General features: G+C 72.7%; 20 protein-coding genes. 9 read left to right on the forward strand and 11 right to left on the reverse strand.

Annotated features, from left to right (window positions below):
* Positions 1–20: 20 nt before the first annotated feature.
* Together ABT116_RS00580 and ABT116_RS00585 are read left to right on the forward strand one after the other, a co-directional pair.
* A complete protein-coding gene (locus tag ABT116_RS00580) occupies positions 21–1,577 on the forward strand; it encodes a GMC family oxidoreductase (protein ID WP_351625756.1) in 1,557 nt (518 codons plus the stop codon).
* Positions 1,574–3,082 carry an APC family permease gene (locus ABT116_RS00585; RefSeq protein WP_351625759.1) on the forward strand — a complete coding sequence of 503 codons (1,509 nt, stop codon included), beginning with the start codon at positions 1,574–1,576 and terminating at the stop codon, positions 3,080–3,082. The genes ABT116_RS00580 and ABT116_RS00585 overlap by 4 nt, the downstream gene beginning before the upstream one ends.
* A gap of 36 nt (positions 3,083–3,118) precedes the next feature.
* On the opposite strand, the gene ABT116_RS00590 is transcribed toward ABT116_RS00585, so the two are convergent.
* The gene (locus ABT116_RS00590; protein WP_351625762.1) at positions 3,119–4,789 is read right to left on the reverse strand and encodes an MbnB/TglH/ChrH family RiPP precursor modification enzyme; all 1,671 of its coding nucleotides are present in this window, start codon (positions 4,787–4,789) and stop codon (positions 3,119–3,121) included.
* A 181-nt stretch (positions 4,790–4,970) separates the two neighbouring features.
* Between ABT116_RS00590 and ABT116_RS00595 the strand changes: the two genes are divergently transcribed.
* Positions 4,971–5,540 carry a potassium channel family protein gene (locus ABT116_RS00595; protein ID WP_351625765.1) on the forward strand — a complete coding sequence of 190 codons (570 nt, stop codon included), beginning with the start codon at positions 4,971–4,973 and terminating at the stop codon, positions 5,538–5,540.
* Positions 5,541–5,555: 15 nt separating this feature from the next.
* On the opposite strand, the gene ABT116_RS00600 is transcribed toward ABT116_RS00595, so the two are convergent.
* Together ABT116_RS00600 and ABT116_RS00605 are read right to left on the reverse strand one after the other, a co-directional pair.
* Positions 5,556–6,017 carry a DUF7144 family membrane protein gene (locus tag ABT116_RS00600; RefSeq protein WP_351625767.1) on the reverse strand — a complete coding sequence of 154 codons (462 nt, stop codon included), beginning with the start codon at positions 6,015–6,017 and terminating at the stop codon, positions 5,556–5,558.
* A 70-nt stretch (positions 6,018–6,087) separates the two neighbouring features.
* Positions 6,088–6,855 carry an aminoacyl-tRNA hydrolase gene (locus ABT116_RS00605; RefSeq protein ID WP_351625770.1) on the reverse strand — a complete coding sequence of 256 codons (768 nt, stop codon included), beginning with the start codon at positions 6,853–6,855 and terminating at the stop codon, positions 6,088–6,090.
* Between the two features lie 42 nt (positions 6,856–6,897).
* Here ABT116_RS00605 and ABT116_RS00610 point away from each other — a divergent pair, with 42 nt between their 5' ends.
* Positions 6,898–7,770 carry an ABC transporter ATP-binding protein gene (locus tag ABT116_RS00610; RefSeq protein ID WP_351625773.1) on the forward strand — a complete coding sequence of 291 codons (873 nt, stop codon included), beginning with the start codon at positions 6,898–6,900 and terminating at the stop codon, positions 7,768–7,770.
* A 172-nt stretch (positions 7,771–7,942) separates the two neighbouring features.
* The gene (locus ABT116_RS00615) at positions 7,943–8,614 is read left to right on the forward strand and encodes an ABC transporter (RefSeq protein WP_351625776.1); all 672 of its coding nucleotides are present in this window, start codon (positions 7,943–7,945) and stop codon (positions 8,612–8,614) included.
* On the opposite strand, the gene ABT116_RS00620 is transcribed toward ABT116_RS00615, so the two are convergent.
* Positions 8,606–8,785 (reverse strand): hypothetical protein, encoded by a 180-nt coding sequence (locus ABT116_RS00620; RefSeq protein ID WP_062929707.1) that lies wholly within the window; start codon positions 8,783–8,785, stop codon positions 8,606–8,608. The genes ABT116_RS00615 and ABT116_RS00620 overlap by 9 nt on opposite strands.
* Before the next feature lie 27 nt (positions 8,786–8,812).
* On the reverse strand, positions 8,813–10,330 hold the full coding sequence (locus ABT116_RS00625; RefSeq protein ID WP_351625778.1) for an FAD-dependent oxidoreductase: 1,518 nt from the start codon (positions 10,328–10,330) through the stop codon (positions 8,813–8,815).
* A gap of 86 nt (positions 10,331–10,416) precedes the next feature.
* Between ABT116_RS00625 and ABT116_RS00630 the strand changes: the two genes are divergently transcribed.
* Entirely contained in the window at positions 10,417–10,791 is a 375-nt protein-coding gene (locus tag ABT116_RS00630) for an ArsR/SmtB family transcription factor (RefSeq protein ID WP_351625780.1), read from the forward strand.
* The gene (locus ABT116_RS00635) at positions 10,788–11,273 is read left to right on the forward strand and encodes an SRPBCC family protein (RefSeq protein ID WP_351625783.1); all 486 of its coding nucleotides are present in this window, start codon (positions 10,788–10,790) and stop codon (positions 11,271–11,273) included. Before ABT116_RS00630 ends, ABT116_RS00635 begins: the two co-directional genes overlap by 4 nt.
* A 9-nt stretch (positions 11,274–11,282) precedes the next feature.
* On the opposite strand, the gene ABT116_RS00640 is transcribed toward ABT116_RS00635, so the two are convergent.
* The 6 genes from ABT116_RS00640 to zapE all read right to left on the reverse strand — a co-directional run bounded on the left by ABT116_RS00640 (position 11,283) and on the right by zapE (position 18,710).
* Positions 11,283–12,140: a PPK2 family polyphosphate kinase gene (locus ABT116_RS00640; protein WP_351625785.1), complete on the reverse strand. Its 858-nt coding sequence runs from the start codon at positions 12,138–12,140 to the stop codon at positions 11,283–11,285.
* Positions 12,141–12,227: 87 nt separating this feature from the next.
* Positions 12,228–13,610 (reverse strand): alkaline phosphatase PhoX, encoded by a 1,383-nt coding sequence (locus ABT116_RS00645; protein ID WP_351625788.1) that lies wholly within the window; start codon positions 13,608–13,610, stop codon positions 12,228–12,230.
* A gap of 89 nt (positions 13,611–13,699) precedes the next feature.
* The gene (locus ABT116_RS00650) at positions 13,700–14,656 is read right to left on the reverse strand and encodes a slipin family protein (RefSeq protein ID WP_351625791.1); all 957 of its coding nucleotides are present in this window, start codon (positions 14,654–14,656) and stop codon (positions 13,700–13,702) included.
* A 169-nt stretch (positions 14,657–14,825) separates the two neighbouring features.
* Positions 14,826–16,313, reverse strand: coding sequence for a SulP family inorganic anion transporter (locus ABT116_RS00655; RefSeq protein WP_351625792.1), 1,488 nt, complete (start codon positions 16,311–16,313; stop codon positions 14,826–14,828).
* An 8-nt stretch (positions 16,314–16,321) separates the two neighbouring features.
* A complete protein-coding gene (locus ABT116_RS00660) occupies positions 16,322–16,903 on the reverse strand; it encodes a carbonic anhydrase (RefSeq protein WP_351625794.1) in 582 nt (193 codons plus the stop codon).
* Between the two features lie 706 nt (positions 16,904–17,609).
* A complete protein-coding gene (gene zapE / locus ABT116_RS00665; RefSeq protein ID WP_351625797.1) occupies positions 17,610–18,710 on the reverse strand; it encodes a cell division protein ZapE in 1,101 nt (366 codons plus the stop codon).
* Between the two features lie 37 nt (positions 18,711–18,747).
* Here zapE and ABT116_RS00670 point away from each other — a divergent pair, with 37 nt between their 5' ends.
* Together ABT116_RS00670 and ABT116_RS00675 are read left to right on the forward strand one after the other, a co-directional pair.
* Entirely contained in the window at positions 18,748–19,563 is an 816-nt protein-coding gene (locus ABT116_RS00670; RefSeq protein ID WP_351625798.1) for a pyrimidine reductase family protein, read from the forward strand.
* 248 nt (positions 19,564–19,811) lie between these two features.
* Positions 19,812–20,285, forward strand: coding sequence for a beta/alpha barrel domain-containing protein (locus ABT116_RS00675; RefSeq protein ID WP_351625800.1), 474 nt, complete (start codon positions 19,812–19,814; stop codon positions 20,283–20,285).
* Positions 20,286–20,399: the final 114 nt, after the last annotated feature.

Here is a 20,399-nt window from a genome sequence, read left to right on the forward strand (position 1 = left end):
CCTCCGAAGAAAGGCACCGCATGGCCACCACTCCCGCGCACGGCGCCGAGTCCGCCTACGACTACGTCGTCGTCGGCGGCGGCACCGCCGGCTGCGTGCTCGCCGCCCGGCTGAGCGAGGACCCCGACTGCCGCGTCTGCGTCATCGAGGGCGGCCCCAGCGATGTCGGCGACGAGCGCATCCTGCGCCTGCGCAACTGGATCAACCTGCTCGACTCGGAGTTCGACTACGGCTACACCACCGTCGAGCAGCCGCGCGGCAACTCGCACATCCTGCACTCCCGGGCCCGCGTGCTCGGCGGCTGCTCCTCGCACAACACCCTGATCAGCTTCCTGCCGCTGCCGCAGGACCTCGACGACTGGGTCAGCCGCGGCTGCTCCGGCTGGGACCCGGCGACGATCCTGCCCTACCGCGACCGGCTGCTCACGCGGATCGTCCCGGTGGCCGAGGCCGACCGCAATCCCATCGCCCAGGACTTCGTCACCGCGGCCTCCCGCGCCCTCGGCGTCCCCGTCGTCGACGACTTCAACGCCGAACCCTTCGCCGACGGCACCGGGTTCTTCTCCCTGGCCTACCAGCCGGAGGGCAACCTGCGCTCCTCCGCGTCCGTCGCCTACCTCCACCCGGTGCTGGACCGGCCGAACCTCACGCTGAAGCTGGAGACCTGGGCCCACCGGCTGATTCCCGACGAGTCCGGGCGGCTGACCCGGGTCGCCGTCCGGGGCGCCGACGGCGAACCCGCCACCGTGCGTGCCGAGCGCGAACTCCTGCTGTGCGCGGGCGCCATCGACACCCCGCGCCTGCTGATGCTCTCCGGCATCGGACCGGCCGACGACCTGCGCGCCCTGGGCATCAAGGTGCGGGCCGACCTGCCCGGCGTCGGGGAGAACCTCCTGGACCACCCCGAGTCCGTGATCGTCTGGGAGACCGCGGGGCCGCTGCCGCCCAACTCCGCGATGGACTCCGACGCCGGCCTGTTCCTGCGCCGCGACCAGGGCCAGCCGCGCCCCGACCTGATGTTCCACTTCTACCAGGTGCCGTTCACCGTCAACACCGAACGCCTGGGCTACCCCGTACCGCGGCACGGGGTCTGCATGACGCCGAACGTGCCGCGGGCCCGCTCCACCGGCCGGATGTGGCTGCGCAGCAACAACCCCGCCGAACACCCCGCCCTGGACTTCCGGTACTTCACCGACCCCGAGGGCCACGACGAGCGCACCATCGTGGACGGTCTGAAGGTGGCCCGCGAGGTCGCCGCGACGGACCCGCTGCGCGACTGGCTCGTCCGCGAGGTCGCGCCCGGCCCGGACGTCGTCTCCGACGCCGACCTGTCGGAGTACGGCCGCCGCGCGGCCCACACCGTCTACCACCCGGCCGGCACCTGCCGCATGGGCGCCGCGGACGACCCCGCGGCCGTCTGCGACCCCGAGTTGAAACTGCGCGGCTTCGAGGGCGTGCGGATCGTCGACGCGTCGGTGTTCCCGACGATGCCCACCATCAACCCGATGGTGACCGTGCTGCTCGCCGCCGAGCGGGCCGCGGACCTGATCACCGCGGGACGGAGGTCCCGGCCGTGACCGGAACGCCACCTCCCGCAGCGGCGTCCGGCGTCCCGTCGGGGGAGCCGGGCTCCGAGTTCCGCAAGGACATGGGCCCCTGGGCGAACTTCGCCCTCGGCTTCACCTACCTCTCCCCGGTGGTGAGCACCTACACCCTCTTCGGCACCGCGCTCGCCGAGGGCGGACCGCCGATGATCTGGGCGTTCGTGCTCGCCGGCTGCGGTCAGTTCCTGGTCGCGCTGATCTTCGGCGAGGTCGTCGCGCAGTACCCCATCGCCGGCGGTGTCTACCCGTGGGCGCGGCGGCTGTGGGGCAAGCGCTGGGCGTGGATGACCGGCTGGGTGTACATGTGGGCGCTGCTGGTGACCATCACCTCGGTCGCCTACGGCGCCGGGCCCTACATCGCCATCCTCTTCGGCTTCGACCCCACCGTGCACACCACCGTGCTGTGCACCGCCGTGCTCATCGTCGTCGCCATCCTCATCAACTACATGGGCACCAAGGCCCTGTCGGCGGCCGCCATCATCGGCTTCGCGGGCGAGCTCATCGGTGCCCTCGTCGTCGGCATCTACCTGCTGTCCACGCACCGCCACCACAACATCGGGGTCATCTTCGACACCTACGGCACCGAGGGGAACGGCTCCTACCTCCCGGTGTTCCTGGCGGCCGCCATCATCGGCTTCTACCAGTACTACGGCTTCGAGGCGTGCGGCGACACCGCCGAGGAGGTCGAGCACCCGGGCCGGGTCATCCCCAAGGCGATGCGCCGCACCATCTACATCGGCGGCGCGGCGGCCACGTTCACCTGCATGTCACTGCTGCTGTCGGTCACCGACTACAACGCGGTCATCTCCGGGGAACAGGCCGACCCGGTGGTGGACGTGCTGTACGACGCCATGGGCGAGACCGGGGCGCGGCTGGTCATGGCCGTGGTGCTGATCTCGTTCCTGTCCTGCACGATCAGCCTCCAGGCCGCGGCCGGGCGGCTCATCTACTCCTACGCACGGGACGAGATGGTCGTCGGGCACCGGCTGCTGCGGCGGTTCGTCCACGCCCGTGCGGTGCCCAGCTGGGCGCTGTTCGTCTCCGCGGCCGTGCCGCTGCTCATCGCCTTCGCCTCACTGGCCTCCGAGGACGCCCTCACCAACATCGTCTCCTTCGCGATCCTCGGCATCTACGCCTCGTTCCAGATGGTGGTCCTGGCGGCGCTGCGCGCCCGGCTCAAGGGCTGGCGTGCGGCGGGGGAGTTCACCCTGGGCCGCTGGGGCATGGCGGTGAACATCGGGGCGCTGGCCTACGGCATCTTCGCCATCGTCAACATCTGCTGGGCCCGCACTCCGGAGAAGCCGTGGTGGGAGAACTGGATCGTGCTGCTCTGCGGCGCGGTCGTGCTGGGCACCGGCCTGCTCTACATGTTCACCACGCACCACTACGGCCGCGGCGACGCCCCGGCGGGCGACGCCGTGCCGGACAAGGCCGGTGCGATGAGCGGCGGGCCTCCTCCCGGAGCCCGGCAGGACTGAGACGGGGGGTGAGGGCCCGGGCCGGGCCCTCACCCGTCAACGCCGCAGCAACACCCTGCGCGTGGCCCGGGCGAGGCGGTGGGCAGGCCGCCGGGAGCGCGGTGCCGGGCCCGACCGTTCCAGCCACCACTCCCGCAGCTCCCGCCGCGCCCGTGCGTCCCCCGGGCACCCGGCGGACAGCAGGTGCTCGGCGAAGGTGAGGGCGTCACGCCGGTAGCCGGAGGTCATCGGGCGGGTCTGGGCGTAGCCGAGGAACGCCGTGCGGTACCCGTCCCCGAGGATCACCGGCAACTCGGGCGCGACCTTCGCCACGACGTCCGCCCGCTTCGCGGCGAGCGCCCGCGCCTGGACACCGACCCGTACCCGGTCGAACCCCTCCGGCACGGGCGTCCCCGCGACCAGCGCCGACAGCAACGCGGCCTGCGCCAGCCCGAGCCGCTGCCGGGCGCCGTCGGCATCCTCTTGGTGGGGCCGGCCGGAGGCGCCCCGTGTCGCCCCGGCCGCCCCGGTCTCATCGCCCCGCCGCACCCCGCGGCTCGCGTCCGCATCGGCTGCCCGCGCTCCGGCGCCGGCTGCGGCGAGCAGCGGTTCGCCGCCCGCCGTGCCGGTCTCATCGCCCGGCCGCACCGTGTCGCCTTCGGCCACCGCCGCGTCCCGCGATCCGGCACCGGTTGTCGCGAGCAGCAGGCCGCCGTGGCCCCGGGCCGCTTGCCGCGACTCGGTGCCGGTCTCCCCGCGCAGGTCACCGCCGTGACCCTCGGCCGCCTTGCGCCGTCCGGCGGCGGTTGCCGCGAGCAGCGGTTCGCCGCGGTCCGTCCCCGTCCCCCTCTGCCGCGCGGTGGCGTCGGCGGCCGCGCGGAGTTCAGCCTTCACGCGTTCGACAGCGCCCGCCTCCACCGCCCGCCGGATCGAGGTCAACTCGCTCTCCAGCTCCGCCGGTTCCGGGAAGTTCTCGTCCCGTTCCAGGAGGACGCCCGGAGGGGAGACGCGGGAGGCGAGGTCCGTCAGGATGTCGAGGACCGGCCGCGGGACGGGGTGGGCGTGGCTGTCGTGCCAGACGCCGTCGCGTTCGAAGCCGCCGGCGACGTGGACGTAGGCGATGGCCTCCAGGGGCAGCTCGGCGAGGGCCTTGGACGGGTCCTCGCCGCGGTTGACGTGGTTGGTGTGCAGGTTGGCCACGTCGATGAGGAGGCGGACCCCCGTACGGTCGGCGAGGTCGTACAGGAACTGGCCCTCCGTCATCTCCTCGCCCGGCCAGCAGACCAGCGCGGCGATGTTCTCGACGGCCAGCGGCACAGGAAGCGCGTCCTGTGCGATGCGCACGTTCTCGCACAGGACGTCCAGGGCGTCCCGGGTCCGGGGCACGGGCAGCAGATGGCCCGCCTCCAGGTGCGGGGAGGCGGTCAGCGACCCACCCGCCCGTACGAACGCGATGTGCTCGGTGACCAGCGGGGAGCCCAGCGCCTGCGCGCGCTCGGCCAGTGCGGTCAGCCGTCCGGCGTCGGGCCGGTCCGCGCCGCCGAGGCCGAGCGAGACGCCGTGCGGCACCACGGTGACGCCGCGCTCACGCAGCCGCCGCAGGGAGTCGGGCAGATGCCCGGGGCAGACGTTCTCGGCCACCGCCTCGACCCAGTCGATCCCCGGCATCCGCTCCACGGCGTCCGCGATCTCCGGTCGCCACCCGATGCCCGTCCCCAGTCGCTCCATCGTCCCCTCCTCCACCCGGCCCGTTCCTCGAACGTGAGGGGGGTATGGCCCAGCCGCTCGCCCCCGAACCCCGCACGGCCCGGCTTCAGAGCAACATTTGAGGTTCGGCGGTCCGTCCCCCGCCCCCACCGACGGAGGCGCAAGGCTCGCGTCCCGCCCCGATCCGTCGTAGACCGGACCTATGCCCGAAGGCAGCGAGCAGCCCCACCACCCCGCGCGGAAGCGGGAGAAGGAGTTCGAAGCGGCCGCCGTCCGCCGGCTGCGGATCGGGGCCGGAGCCGTGCTCGTGGCGGGCGGCACGGCCTACTTCCTGTTGCCACTGGAGGGCCTGGGCGACGACCGCCCCTGGCTGGGCTGGCCGCTGTTCGTGCTGTGCCTGACGCTCGTCGCAGCACTGCTGCTGCGCCACGTGCGCGACATCGTGCTGGAGAAGCCCCAGGCCCGGTCGGGCATCATGATCTCGCTGCTGATGTGCCTGGCCGTGCTGGTCTTCTCGTCCGGGTACTACGCCCTCGCGCGGCAGCCGGGTCAGTTCACCGGCCTGCGCACCCGGGTCGACGCGCTGTACTTCACCGTCGTCACGCTCGCGACCGTCGGCTACGGCGACATCACCCCGCGCGGGCAGGAGGCCCGCCTGGTGACCGTCGTCCAGATCGTCTACACGTTCGTGTTCCTCACGGCGGCGGCCACCGCGCTGACGCGCCGGATGCACGCGGTGGTCGCGGAGCGCGAGCGGCGCCCGCCGCCCTGACCGAGGGGGCGTGCCCTACATCGTGCGGGCCGGGCGGTAGTTGAACACCGACCAGAGGACGAACAGACCGGTCACGATCATGATGATCGACCAGAACGGCTGGTACGGCAGCCAGAGGAAGTTCGCGATGAGCGCCAGGCCGACCACGACCGCGCTCACGACCCGCGCCCAGGCGGCCCCCGTGAACAGGCCGAGTCCGGCCGCCACCACGAGCACCCCGACGATCACGTGGATCCAGCCCCACGCGGTCAGGTCGAACTCGAACGAGTACTGGCCGAAGCTCGTGTACACCTCGTCGCCGGCGATCGCCGCGATGCCCTGGAGCACCGCGAACAGGCCGTAGACGACCATGAGGATGCCGCCGAGAGCGAGACCACCGGCCGCCAGCGGGTCGCCGGAACCGCCCGGGCCGGGACCGCCGGGCGTCCGGTCATCGGGGGCGGGCGGGGCGGGGGGAGGGGGCGCGGCGCTGGCCATGGCTGACTCCGGGGGTCGGTTCGGCTGGTAACCCCACTGGAGCATTCGTCCGGGACCGGCGCGCCCGCGGCTACTCCGAACGGGTGGAAGCCGCGCGGCCGGGCCCGTGCGGCTCCCGGCGCAGCGCCGGGTGGTCCGCGACCACCGTGCACGAGCCGGGCGCGATCTCCGTGAAACCCGCGTCGCGCACCAACGGCAGCCCGATGCCGGTCAGTTCGGACCAGCGGGCCGGGTCGGCCGTGCGGACGGCGAGCGGGAAACCCGCGTCGTGCCAGGCGGCCCGCTCCTCGTCGGAAAGCTCCCACCAGGCCAGTTGGGCGGCGTGGCCGGCCTGTGCCATGGCCTTGCCGGCCGACATGCCGAGGTCCGGGTTCAGCCAGAGCACGGGGGCGGACGGGTCCGCGTCCACCGGCGGCTGGGGGTCGTCCAGGTCGGTGCCGGAGACCTGGAGCCTGGCCAGGTCCTTGGGCCAGCCGTCCAGCGGTACGGGCGGGAAGACCCGCACCTCGGCGGCCTTGCCGGTGACCGTGATGCCGGGCAGCACCTCGGCCCGCCGCCACTCGGCGCCGCGGGCCCGCCGCACGACCTTGCGGATCCTGGCGTCCTGCCAGTCCCGCATCGCCCCGGCCCACTCGCCCTCGCCGGCCGACCGCTCGTCGGCCAGGATCGTCAGCACCGCCCGCGCGGCCGTCTCCAGCGCGTCCGTGCGTGCCGGCGGGTCCGCCCGCTCGATCCGCGCGACCAGCGGCAGCACGAACTGCGGTGCCTCGTCGCGCGCCGAGGGCTCGGATCGGAAGGGGCTGTCGCTCTCGCTCACGGGCGTCTGGTTTTCGCTCACGAAACCCAGTCTGCCAGCCGGAAGATCGTGCAGGATGGCCGCATGCGACCCGACCTGTGCCTGCGTGACGCGGGCCGCCGCTATGGTCTGCGGGGCCCCTGGGTGCTGCGCGGAATCGACCTGGCGGTGGCCCCGGGCCGGCTCGTCCGCGTCGAGGGTGCCAACGGCAGCGGCAAGTCCACGCTGCTGCGGCTGCTCGCCGGCATCGACGCGCCGAGCGAGGGCCGGATCACCGGCCGGCCGGCGCGCACGGCGTACGTCCCCGAGCGGTTCCCGCCGGCGCTGCCCTTCACCGCCGCCGGCTACCTCACCCACCTCGGCACCGTGCAGGGCCTGAGCCGGGCGGCGGCCGCCCGGGCCGCCCGGGAGTGGCTGGAGCGCCTGGGTGCCGCCGGGTACGCCGAGACGCCCATGGCCCGGCTGTCGAAGGGCAGCAGCCAGAAGGTCGCGGTCGCGCAGGCCCTGCTGGCCGAGCCGGAGCTGCTGGTGCTGGACGAGGCGTGGACCGGCCTGGACACCGAGGCCCGCGCCGAGTTGGAGCGAACGGTCGCCGAACGCACCGCGGCCGGCGGATCCGTGGTCTTCGTCGACCACGACCCGCGCCGCCTCGCGGGCCTGCCCGACGCGACGTACGGCGTGCGCGACGCGGGCGTCGTCCGGCAGGAGCCGGCACGGGCTCCGGCCGATTCCGGTCCGCAGGTGCTCGTCGAGGTGCAGGGCCCGCCGGACGGACGGCTGCCCGAGGCCGTGCGCCGGACGGTCTCCTCGGCCGAGGAGACCGGGCCGGGAGCCTGTCGCCTGTCCGTCCCGGCCCCGCACTCCGACGTCCTGCTCCGCGCCCTGCTGACGGCCCGCCCGCCCTGGCACGTCGTGAGCGTGACACCACAGACGCGGCCCTCGGCGAGGCAGGCGTGACCGCCCGCGGTACGGCACCGGCCGACTGCCGCCGGGAGCCGCCGCCGACCGCCGTCAGGGCGGGGGCCGCCCGGGCTACGGCACCGGGGACCTGCCGCCGAGCCCCGCAACCATTCGTCGGAGTGAGCGCCGCCCGGTGCGCCGACCGGCGGGCCGCCCACAGGAGCCGCCGATGACCGCCCTGATCCGTTACCACGCCGCCCTGCTGATGCGTTCGCAGCGCTGGCTGCCGCCCTTCCTGCTGTACGCGGCCTTCCTCGCGATCAGCATCCAGGCCGGGCAGCCCGTGCTCGACTCGCTCGGGTACACGGCCGCCGCCCTGCTGCCCGTCGCCGCCTGGCTGGCGCGGATCTGTGTCACGGGCGAGCCGGACGCCGCACGCGGCTGTGTCGCGGCGGCCGCCGGGCCCGCGCGGGCTCATGTGGCCTGTCTGCTGGTGGCCCTGGCCGGTGCGGCGGCGCTCGGCACGCTCGCGACCCTCGTCGTGACGCTGCTCAGCGACCCGGTCTCCTCCGACCACCGCACCCGGGTGCCGCTCCCCGCCGCCTGCGGTGCCGGGCTGCTCGCGACCCTGGCCTGCGCCCTGCTCGGCACCGCGGTCGGCGCGCTCACCAGCCGGCCCCTGCTGCGGTCGCGGGGCCGCGCGGTCCCCGCCCTGCTGCTCGCGGCGCTGCTGTCGCTGGTGGCCACCGGCTCACCGGCCCAGGCGGCCGTGCAGGGCCTGGTCACCGGGTCGCAGCGGGGCACCGTCCCGCTGCCGCTGCTGCCCCTGGGCGCGGCGGCCCTGGTCACGGCCGGGGCGCTGGCCCTGGCCGGTGCGCTGGCCTCCCGCAGATCACCCTGAACAGGCCGTGCGCTGCGCCTCCTGCCACTCGCAGGCCGGGCAGAGCGTGATGCCCTTGTACGACTCGGGGTACTCCGTCGGCTCCCGGCACAGCACGCACTCCGCGTACGGCGGTCCGTCCGCGCGGGGCGGCCTGGTCGCGTCGATCAGGCAGTAGTCGTCCTCGCTCATACGTCCAGCGTAGGCCCGGGCGAGTCCTCAGAGGTCCCGCTGTTCCAGGGGCTTGGTCGCCGGGCCCTGGATCACCTTGCCGTCCGTGTCGAAACGGGAACCGTGGCAGGGGCACTCCCAGGCGCGTTCGGCGGCGTTGAAGTCGACCAGGCAGCCCAGGTGGGTGCAGCGGGCGGAGACGGCGTGCAGCCCGCCGTCGTCGTCCCGGTACACCGCGACCCGGTGGCCGTCGGCCCGGACCACCGCGCCCTCGCCGGGGGGCAGGGACTCCACCGGCGGGGAAGGCCGCAGCCGGTCGCCCACGAAGTGCCCGGCGACCTTGGCCTGTGTCTTGAGGAACGTCGGCGCCTCACGCAGCGCGGGTTTGACCCGGCGCGGGTCGTACAGCCCGCTCCACTCGCACTCCTCGCCGGTGATCTGCGCGGTCAGCAGCCGGCCCGCCATGATGCCGCCGGTCATGCCCCAGCCGCCGAAGCCGGTGGCCACATAGGCGTGCCGGGTGCCCGGGTGCAGCGGGCCGATCATCGGCACGGTGTCCGTGGGCTCGGTGTCCTGGGTGGCCCACCGGTGGCTGACCTCCAGGTCCGGGAAGTGGCCGGTGGCCCAGGCGGTGAGGCGTTCGAAACGGGCCCGCGGGTCGCTCGTGCCCGGTGTGAAGTGCTCACCGGTGACGAGGAGCAGCCGCCGGCCGCCCTCGTGGGGCGCGGTGCGCACCGAGCGGGTGTCCTCCTCGGGCGTGATGAACATGCCGTCCGGGTCCTGGTCCGCGGGGATCGTCCCGGCGACGACCAGCTCGCGACGTGTGGAGAGGCGGGTGAAGAGCAGGGCCCGGTCGAAGATCGGGTAGTGCGTCGCGACAACGACGTCCCGGGCCCGGACCGTCGCCCCGGTCGTGGTCGACAGCCTGCACGGCTCGCCCTCGTCCAGGCCGAGGACGGTGGTGTCCTCGAAGATCCGCCCGCCGCGCTCGACCAGGTCGGCGGCGAGTGCCAGCAGGTACTTGCGCGGGTGGAACTGAGCCTGCCCGGTGACCTCGACCGCGCCCGCCACCGGGAAGGGCAGTCCGGTCTCCGTCACGAACGAGGCGGACAGCCCCGCCTCGGCCGCGGCCCGTGCCTCCGCGCGCAGTTCCTCCACCCGGCTCGCGTCACGGGCGTACGTGTAGGCGCTCCTCGTCTCCCACTCGCAGTCGACGCCCAGTTCCTCGGCGATCCGGGCCGCGTGCTCGATCGCCTCCGACTGGGACCGCGCGTACAGCCGTGCGCCCTCGGGGCCGCGGGTGCGCCGCAGTTTGTCGTAGACGAGCGTGTGCAAGGCGGTGACCTTGGCGGTGGTGTGTCCGGTGACGCCGGCCGCGACCCGGCCGGCCTCCAGGACGGCCACGCTCCGCCCGGCCCGCGTCAGTTCCCACGCCGTGCTCAGCCCGGCGATCCCGGCGCCGATCACCGCCACGTCGACGTCCAGGTCCTCCGTCAGAGCCGGGTGGCGGCCGTCCGGTGCGGTCTGAAGCCAGTACGAGCTGCTGACCTGCTGCTTCTCGCTCATGAGCCGCCGAGTACCCCGGTCCGTCCGCTTCAGTGTCGGGCGGGCCCGCTTTACAGCCGGGGCGGACCGGGCTAACGTACAACCAAATGGTTGTAGATGAGTGGGGTGACGAGACGGTCGACCGGTTGTTCCACGCCCTGGCCGACACCACGCGCCGGGACATACTGCGCCGCTGCGTGCGGGCGGAGCTGTCGGTGTCCCGGCTGGCCGAGGCCTACCCGATGAGCTTCGCCGCGGTGCAGAAGCACGTCGCGGTGCTGGAGCGGGCGGGGCTCGTCACCAAGCAGCGCAGCGGACGGGAGCAGCTCGTGCGCACCGACCCCGACGCGGTGGGCCGCGCACGCCAGGCCCTGGACGAACTCGAATCGGCCTGGCGCGGGCGCGTGGACCGGATGGCCCGGCTGCTCGCCGAGAACCCGGAACCCGAAGAGAACGACACGACGGAAGGACCCGAGCGATGAGTGTCACCAGTGTCGACAAGGACCTCGACCACCTCACCCTCACCCTGATCGCCGACTTCGCCGCCCCGGTCGAGCGGGTGTGGCGGCTGTGGGCCGACCCCCGGCAGCTGGAGCGCTGGTGGGGCCCGCCGACCTACCCGGCGACCGTGGAGCAGCACGACCTCACCCCCGGCGGAGAAGTCACCTACTTCATGACCGGCCCGGAGGGCGACCGGCACCGCGGCTGGTGGCGGATCACCTCGGTCGGCGAGCCGACGGACCTGGAGTTCACCGACGGCTTCGCCGACGACGACGGCAAACCCAAGGACGACATGCCGACCATGTCCGTGACGGTGCGGCTCCGCGAGCACGGCGGCGGTACCCGGATGGAGATGCGCTCCCTGTTCGACACCCGTGAGCAGATGGAGCAGCTGGTCACCATGGGCATGGAGGAGGGCCTGAAGGAGGCCGTCGGCCAGATCGACGCCCTGCTCGCGGCCTGACCGGTCGGATCAGGGCTGCTCCAGCAGCTGCTTCCGGCACTCGGCCACGTCGAAGTCCGCCTTCGGGTACCGCGGATCCAGCTCCTCGAAATGCTCCAGGAGCAGCGTGCCGACCGCCCAGTTGCGGTACCACTTGTGGTCGGCCGGGATCAGGTACCAGGGGGCGTTCGAGGTGCCGCAGCGCTCCAGGGCGATCTCGTAGGCCTCCTGGAACGCGGGCCACAGGGCGCGGTCGTCGATGTCGGAAGCGGCGAACTTCCAGCGCTTCTCCGGGTTGTCGAGGCGCTTGAGCAGCCGGCGGCGCTGCTCCTCGTAGGAGATGTGCAGGAAGCACTTGACCAGGGTCACCCCGTCGCCGGTGAGGGACCGCTCGAAGCGTTTGATCTGCTCGTAGCGCCGGGCGATCTCGGGCGCGGGCGCCAACTCCCGGACGCGGGCGATCAGCACGTCCTCGTAGTGGGAGCGGTCGAAGATGCCCAGTTCGCCAGGGGTCGGGAGGGCCTTCTCCACCCGCCACAGGAAGGGGTGCGCGCGCTCCTCGGCGGTGGGTGCCTTGAACGCGGTGATCCGGCAGCCGGACGGGTTGAGCAGGCCGATGACGTGCTTGACCGTGCCGCCCTTGCCGCTGGTGTCCATGCCCTGCAGCACGAGCAGCACGCGGCGCCGGTCGCCCTTGGCGCTGGCCGCCCACAGCCGTTCCTGGAGGACGGCGAGGCGCTCGCCGGTCCGGGCCGTGGCGGCCTTGCCCGCCGCCTTGGCGTGCGGCCCGGCGGGGGTGGCGGCGGCGTCGTACCGGCTCAGGTCGACCGGCTCACCGGCGGGCAGGCGCAACCGCTCCCGCAACGAGGTGCTGTCCTTGTGTGCCATCGGGCCCCCTCAGCGGTCCCGTGCCTCGATGGTCCGGCGGGGCGCCGGGCTTCGCACCCGGCGCCCCGGTCGGGAGCGGAGCGCCGGTCACCGGCGCCAGGGGCCCGTCACCGCGAACGTGGTGCCGGGCGTGTAGCAGTTGACGTACATGGTCTCGCCGTCCGGGGAGAACGTCACCCCGGCGAACTCGCCCCACTCGGGCTCCTGCTCGGTGCCGATGTTCTGCCGGTTGCGGGCCATCGCGTAGACCTCGCCGCGCCGGGTGACCCCGTAGACGTGCTGGGCGCCGTTGCCGTCCTCGCAGACCATGAGGCCGCCGCCGGCCGCCAGGCAGATGTTGTCCGGCGACTCGCCCGGCAGCTGCACATCGGTGTCCGGGCCGAAGACGATCACCAGGGTGAGCCGGCACCGCTCGGGGTCGTAGCGCCAGACCTGCCCGAAGTGGTCGGCGGCCGAACCGTCCGACCGGCGCGCGAACGACGACACGAAGTACACCGAACGGCCACCCCAGTAGCAGCCCTCCAGCTTCTGCGCGTGCGTGATGCCCCCGCGCCCGAAGTCCTGGAACCGGATCGGCGTCTGCGCGGCCTGCGGGTCCGGTACGTCCACCCACTCGATGTGGTCGAACTCGGCGCCGACGTCCTGGATGGAGGACAGGTCCGGCACACCGGGCACCCGCATGGCCTGGAGCCGGCCGCCCGCGCGCAGCGAACCCCTGCCGCCCAGCGGCCGGTTCGGCAGGAAGCGGTAGAAGAGGCCGAAGGGCTTCTCGAAGGCGTCCTCGGTCTCGTACACCACGCCCCGCCGGGGATCGACGGCGATCGCCTCGTGCGCGAAGCGGCCCATCGCGGTCAGCGGCACGGCCCCGGTGCGGTGCGGATCGACCGGGTCCACCTCGAAGATGAAGCCGTGGTCCTTGGTGTAGCCGTTGGTCCCGGCCTTGTCCTCGGTCTCCTCGCAGGTCAGCCAGGTGTCCCAAGGAGTGGGGCCACCCGCGCAGTTCACGGCCGTGCCGGCGATCGCGACGCGCTCCGACTGGACCCTGCCCCGGGAGTCCAGCGTCAGCGCCGTACAGCCGCCCTTGCCGGCCGGGTCGTAGGTGAGGCCCTCGACGGTCGGGACCGGGACCTTGCCGCTCACGCGGTTCTCGTGGTTGCGGACCAGGTGGACCCGGCCTCCTCTGCCCCCGAAGGCCGACATGCCGTCGTGGTTGGAGGGGACCTTGCCCTCGCCGGAGCGGAGTTCGTCCCCCTCGCGGGAGAGGATCCGGTAGCGGAACCCCTCCGGCAGGTCGAGGACGCCCTTCGGGTCGGGGACGAGCGGGCCGTAGCCGGTGCGGCCGAGGCCCTGTGCGGCGGCGGTGCCGGCGAAGAGTTCGGAAAGAGCGCCGGAGAACGCGATCCCGACGCCCAGGGCGCCCGTTCCGGCGAGCATCCGACGTCGGGTGGCGAAGCGACCGGATGTGGTCATGGGGAAACCTTCCTGCTGGCGGACAGGAACTTGATCCCGCTGTGTCTATCACCTGGTGCGGGCGGCGGGAACCACGCGCGTAGCGCGCGTCACTGCTCCACGGCCCGCCGCAGCCGCTCCATGGCTTCCCCGGCTTGCTCCGTCAGGTCGACGGCGCGCTCCTCGATCACCGCGCGGTCCGTGGGCTGCGCGCGGTGCGTGCTCTCCGCGTCTCCCGCATCTCGCGCCTGTCCCGCGCTCTCCGCGTCTCCCGCCTCCTGCGGCCGTCCCGCCCTCTCCGCCGCGGGCTGCGCGCCCCGCTCCAGGAACCGCAAAAGCTCCACCGGAATGGGCAGGACGAGCGTGGAGTTCTTCTCCGCCGCCACCGCCATGACGGTCTGAAGCAGCCGGAGCTGGAGCGCCGAGGGCGTGTCTGCCATCTGGTGGGCGGCCTGGGCCAGCTTCTTGGAGGCCTGGTACTCGGCGTCGGCGTTGATGAGCCGGGCCCGCCGCTCCCGGTCGGCCTCCGCCTGGCGGGCCATGGAGCGCTTCATGGTGTCCGGCAGGGAGACGTCCTTGATCTCCACGCGGTCGATGGTCACGCCCCACTCCACGGCCGGACTGTCGATCATGAGTTCCAGGCCCTGGTTGAGCTTCTCCCGGTTGGACAGCAGGTCGTCCAGCTCGCTCTTGCCGATGATCGAGCGCAGTGAGGTCTGCGCCATCTGCGACACGGCGAAGCGGTAGTCCTCGACGTTGACGATCGCGGCCGACGGGTCCACGACCTTGAAGTAGACGACGGCGTCGACCCGCACGGTCACGTTGTCGCGGGTGATGCCCTCCTGGGCCGGGATGGGCATGGTCACGATCTGCAGGTTGACCTTGCGCATCCGGTCCACCGCCGGAATCACGAGGTTGAACCCGGGCCGCCGCACGTCCCCGTGCAGACGCCCGAGCCGGAAGACGACCCCGCGCTCGTACTGCTTGACGACCCGTGCCGCGGAAGCCACGTACACCAGCGCACCGGCTCCGACCGCGGCCACCACGCCGACCAGTTCTTCGACCATGCCGACCTCCCGGTTCAGAGGTCCGAATCCGTCCGTTTCTGTAACGATATGCCCCAACCGGGGCGCGGGGCCATGCCCGGGGATCGGGCCGAAACGGGGCGGACGCGCATGGTCCGGGGCGCGCAGCCGGCGCGCCCCGGACCAAGGGGTGGGTGATCCGGTCCGCCGGTCAGGCGGCGGTGACCTTCTCCGCCGGGGCCTCCTCGGGCTCCGTGACCTTCACCGGTTCGGTGCCCGTCGCGCTGTGGCGTGCGGCCCAGTTCTCCAGGGCCGTGCGGCAGGCGTGGTCGAGGTGGTGCAGACCTGAGAGGTCCAGCTCGACCGGGCGGTCCTGCGGCAGGCTCTCCAGGCTGTCGAGGATCTTCGGCAGCCGCAGGAAGGTCGCGTTGCCGGACAGGTACGCCTGGATCGGGCCGGCGCCCTTGTCGATGATCTCGAGCTTGATGTGCGAGGCCTCCCAGGCGGTCTTGACGACCGACAGGGCCAGACCGATGAGCACACCCTCGAACATGTTCACCGCGACGATCGACACGGCGGTGACGACCAGGATGAGCGCCTCGCCCTTGTGGGCCCGCCACAGCGCCGTGATCTGGCCGAACGGGATCAGCTTCCAGCCGGCGTGCACGAGGATGCCGGCGAGGGCGGGAATCGGGATCAGCGCCAGGGCCCACGGCATCGCGGCGGCGAACAGCAGCAGCCACACGCCGTGCAGCACCCGGGAGGCCTTGGTCTTGGCGCCCGCGTTGACGTTGGCGGAGCTGCGCACGATGACGGCGGTCATCGGCAGCGCGCCGAGCAGACCGCACAGGGTGTTGCCCGCGCCCTGGGCGATCATCTCCTTGTTGTACTCGGTGCGCGGACCGTCGTGCAGCCGGTCCACGGCGGCCGCGCTGAACAGGCTCTCCGCGGAGGCGATCAGTGCGAAGGCGATGATGGTGCCCCAGATGGCCGGGTTCGCCAGTTCGCCGAAGGCCTCGGCCCCGGGCGGCTGGATGACGCCCAGCAGACCCTCCACCTGGACGGTGGCGACCGGCAGGCTGAAGGCGAGCGTGGCGACCGTGGCCAGGACGACCGCCGCGAGGGCGCCGGGCACCGTCTGGACCGCCTTCGGCAGCTTCTTCCAGAGCACGATGACGGCGATGGTGCCCGCGCCGATCGCGAGGGAGGTCAGGGCCTCGGTGCTGCCGAGCGTGTCGGCGAACATCCCGGGCAGGCCGGCGATCTTGCCGAGTCCGGACTCCGGGGCCTTGAGGCCCGCCGCCGCGTAGATCTGCCCGGCGATGATCACCAGTCCGATGCCGCAGAGCATGCCCTCGACGACGGAGACGGATATCGCCCGGAACCAGCGGCCGATCCCCAGGAAGCCCATGGCGAGCTGGAGCAGGCCTGCGAGCAGCACGATCACGCCGAGCGTGGCCACTCCGAACTGGCTGACGGCCTCGAAGACCAGCACGGTGAGCCCGGCGGCCGGCCCGGACACCTGAAGGCTGCTGCCGCGCATCAGCCCGGTGACGAGCCCGCCCACGATGCCGGTGATGAGGCCCAGCTCCGCGGGGACGCCGGAGGCGACCGCCACGCCGACGCACAGCGGGACCGCGACCAGGAAGACGACGATCGAGGCGAGGAAGTCCTGCTTCAGGTAAGGGAACTTGGCCATGGTCGCCCTCACAGCTTCTCGAAGGAGTCGGTGTCCGCGCGGTGTTCGCGCACGATCCCGGTGTGCACTTCGTAGAACCAGGCGTGCAGGCCGAGACGGCCCTCCGCCAGCCGGCGTTCGACGCAGGGGTAGGACCGCAGACGCAGCACCTGGGTGAGGGCGTGGTTCTGCACGGCCTCGGCGACCGTCGGGTCGGCGGGGTCGGAGCACTCCGGCTCGTCGGCGGCGCGTGCCAGCCAGTCGCGCACCGCCGGTACGGCGGCGAGGTCGTCGCCGCGTACCACCGCGCCCACGGCGCCGCAGTGCGAGTGGCCGCAGACCACGATGTCCTTGACGCCGAGGACCTCCACGGCGTACTCGATCGTGGCCGCCTCCGAGGTGGGGTGCTCGAAGGAGTGCGGGGGGACGACGTTGCCCGCGGTGCGCAGCTCGAAGAGCTCGCCGGGGCGGGCGCCGGTGATCAGGGCCGGTACGACCCTGGAGTCGGAGCAGGTGATGAACAGGACGTCGGGGGACTGGCCCTCGGCGAGGTGGGCGAACTCCTCAGGGCGCTGTCCGAAGATGCGGGCGTTGTCGATGAGGGGTTGCATGAGTGTGTCGATTCCTCCTGGCGCGCAGTGGGGGCGCGTCGGACGGGCATGGCAAGGGTGGGGGGAACTGCTCTGCCGCTCAGCAGCGAAAGACCTGAAGTGCCGCCGGAGTGTGCGATGTCGAGGATCTCGACGTGCGGTTGTGCGCGGCACCGGGTCTGACCGGTTCGGGTCCCGTCGGCCGGATGTGCCGTTGCAGCGGCCGCTCGGGGCCCGAAGGCGCGAGGTCCGCGGTGTGGGACCGGTCGCGGGTCCGCAGGGGACCGGTCGGGTCCCCGTGGTGCCCGGCGCGACAGGTCGCCGTCTCGTCGCGCAGCGCCTTCCCCAGGGACTTGTGGCCGGGGCGCGAAGACGTGCCGGAGGGCTTGGTTCCGGGCTGAGCTTTGGCCTCAACTTGGCTGTGCGTATGCGCGGATGCGAAGGACGCGGTCGGTGCGAAGAACTGAAGGGCGAGCAGGACGGCGGCGAGGATCGAAACCACGGTCCGTGCCGTCGTACCTCGGTACATGCGCCCCCCTTCCGGTGCTTCGCACGTCTAGTGCAGGCCAACACTTGGTCAACGGCCGGTCAAGAAACACGTTAACCCTGCAAAGTCGTTTGCAGGGTTAACTTAACGTTTCAAGCTGAAGAGAGCCTGAAAACCGCAGGTGGGCTGGCTTGAACAAGCCCTACTCGCCGGGCGGTTGACGTGGTATGGGAGCTGTGGTTACCGGGGGCCCGCCAGTGAACCCGCGTCGCGGGCGAGGGCGGTGAGCCGGGAGATGGCCCGAAAGTACTTCTTGCGGTAGCCGCCGTTCAGCATCTCGTCGCTGAACAGCTGGTCGAAGGGCAGACCCGAGGCGAGCACCGGCACCTCGCGGTCGTAGAGCCGGTCCGCGAGGACGACCAGCCTGAGGGCCGTCGACTGGTCGGGAACCGGGTGCACACCCGTGAGGCACACGGCCTTGATCCCGTCGGTCAGAGCGCCGTACCGGCTGGGGTGGACGCGGGCCAGGTGTTCCAGGAGGGGCGAGAACGCGTCAAGGGAGGCGCCCTCGGTGGCGTGGGCCGCGCGGGTCACCTGTTCGTCGGAGTACGGCGGCGGTGCCTCGGGCAGACCGCGATGGCGGTAGTCCTCGCCGTCGATGCGCAGGGCGCGGAAGTGGGCCGACAGGCCCTGGATCTCGCGCAGGAAGTCTGCCGCGGCGAACCGGCCCTCGCCGAGCTTGCCGGGCAGCGTGTTGGACGTGGCGGCGAGCGCCACACCCGCGTCGACGAGCTTGCCGAGCAGGGTGGAGACCAGGACGGTGTCGCCCGGGTCGTCGAGCTCGAACTCGTCGATGCACAGCAGGCGGTGCCCGGACAGCGTCCGGACGGTCTGCTGGAACCCGAGGGCGCCGACCAGGTTGGTCAGCTCCACGAACGTGCCGAACGCCTTGAGCGCGGGCTCGGCCGGAGTGGCGTGCCACAAGGACGCCAGCAGGTGGGTCTTGCCGACGCCGTAGCCGCCGTCGAGGTAGACGCCGCGCGGGCCGGTGGGGGCCTTCGGCGCCCTGCCGAAACCGAACAGCCGCCGCTTGCCGGCTCCCGGGGACCCTCCCGAGTCGAGGCCCGACGCGAAACGCTCCAGGACCCCGACGGCCTCCGTCTGGCTGGGCTGGTTCGGGTCGGGGATGTACGTGCTGAAGCGGACGGAGTCGAACCGCGGCGGCGGCACCATCTCGGCGACCAGCCGGTCCGCGGGTACGTGCGGCTCACGGGCGCACAGGGACAGCGGGGCCGGGTCGGTTATGGGGCCGCTTCCGGAGGGGGCCAGGGGAGAAGACACGGTTCACCATGCTACGGCGCGTGGAACACTGCACGGCATGCGACGTCTGTTCCCTGTGACCGATGAAACAGCAGCTCCGGCGCCGGGCGGCGCGTCCGCCGAGGGCGCCGGCCGGGAGTGGAGCCTTCAGGAGCTGGCTGCCGCCTACGCCTATCCGGAGCCCGGGCCCGGGGGACCGGTTCCGTGGCTGCGCGCCAACATGGTGTCCACGCTGGACGGGGCCGCCCAGCACGACGGCCGTTCGCAGCCCATCTCCAGCGCCAGCGACATGCGGATCTTCGGCACGCTGCGGGCGCTGGCCGACGTCGTGGTCGTCGGCGCGGAGACGGTGCGCAAGGAGGGCTACCGGCCCGCACGCGCGCGGGAGGACTTCGCGGCGATGCGGGAGGCGGCCGGGCAGCGGCCCGCACCGGCGATCGCGGTGGTCACGGCCAGTCTCGACCTGGACTTCTCGCTCCCGCTGTTCACCTCGCCCCTGGTTCCCACCCTGATCCTCACGGGCGCAGCGGCCGCCGCGGACCGCGTCGCCGCCGCCGAGAAGGCGGGCGCCCGGGTGGTCACCGCCGGGGACGGCATCGGCGTGGACCCCGCCCTGGCCGTCCGGGCCCTCGCCGACCTCGGCCACACCCGGCTGCTCACCGAGGGCGGCCCGCGCCTGCTCGGGCAGATGGTCGCGGCCGGCGTGCTCGACGAGCTGTGCCTGACCGTCTCCCCGATGCTCACGGCGGGCCAGGCGCAGCGCATCGCCGGAGGGCCGGCGGTCACCGTCCCGCACCGCTTCGGGCTGGTGTCGATGCTGGAGGAGGACGGCTTCCTGTTCACGCGGTACGAGCGCGCCCGAGCCGCGTACTGAAACGCGGGGCCCGGGGTACAAGGTGTCGGCGGTCGGGAAATCCGGCCGACCGGTACGCCGTCGAAGCGGGGTGAACCCGCCGTCGGTCCGTTCATCGGCGGAATATGCCGTTCTGTTTGGTTTTCGGAGGGCACACTGGATCCGGCAGGACCCGTGTGCAGACGGGGCAGGATGGTTTCCGCAGGGCCCGGCACGGCCGGCCTGCGGCGAAGTGGGGCCTTGGGCCCCCGGAGCAGAAGGGGCGCCGGGTGTTCACCAGCGTATTGATGATCGAGAAGGCGCTGACGTCGGCCGACGTGGAGTTCGTCACCACCTTGCACGGCGAGGAGCAGGTCTCCTTCGAGGTGCTGTTGCAGCCGCGCGGCGAGCAGGCGGACCGCCTGCTGCGGGCCATCGACGACGTGGCGCTCGGCGAACTGGACGAGGCCGTCCGCGAGGGGGAGACGCCGGAGGGTGAAGAGGCGCTCAGCGTGGGGCAGCGGGCGCTGGAGGTGTCCCTCGCCGCGTTGCGCGCCTCGGGCAGTCCGGCACAGGGGCGGCTGATCGAGGACCATCCGCTGGACGCGCTGAAGTCCCTGGTGGAGGAGGTCGGCGCGGACGAGGTCATCGTGCTGACCGACCCCCACTACGTGGAGGAGTTCTTCCACCGGGACTGGGCGTCGCGGGCCCGGCACAAGGTGGGGGTCCCGGTGCTGAAGCTGTTCTCGCACAGCAAGGCGTAAGGGTGGATCGCGGGGTTTGCCGGGTGCGGGTCGTTCGTGGCCGTTCGCGCCCACGCGGCGGAGCCGCATATCGATGCGGCCCCGCGCCCCTGATGGGCAGGTCGGCCCTGCGCA

Origin of the sequence: Streptomyces sp. NPDC002130 (genome assembly GCF_040296465.1) — a bacterium.
Taxonomy (GTDB): domain Bacteria; phylum Actinomycetota; class Actinomycetes; order Streptomycetales; family Streptomycetaceae; genus Streptomyces.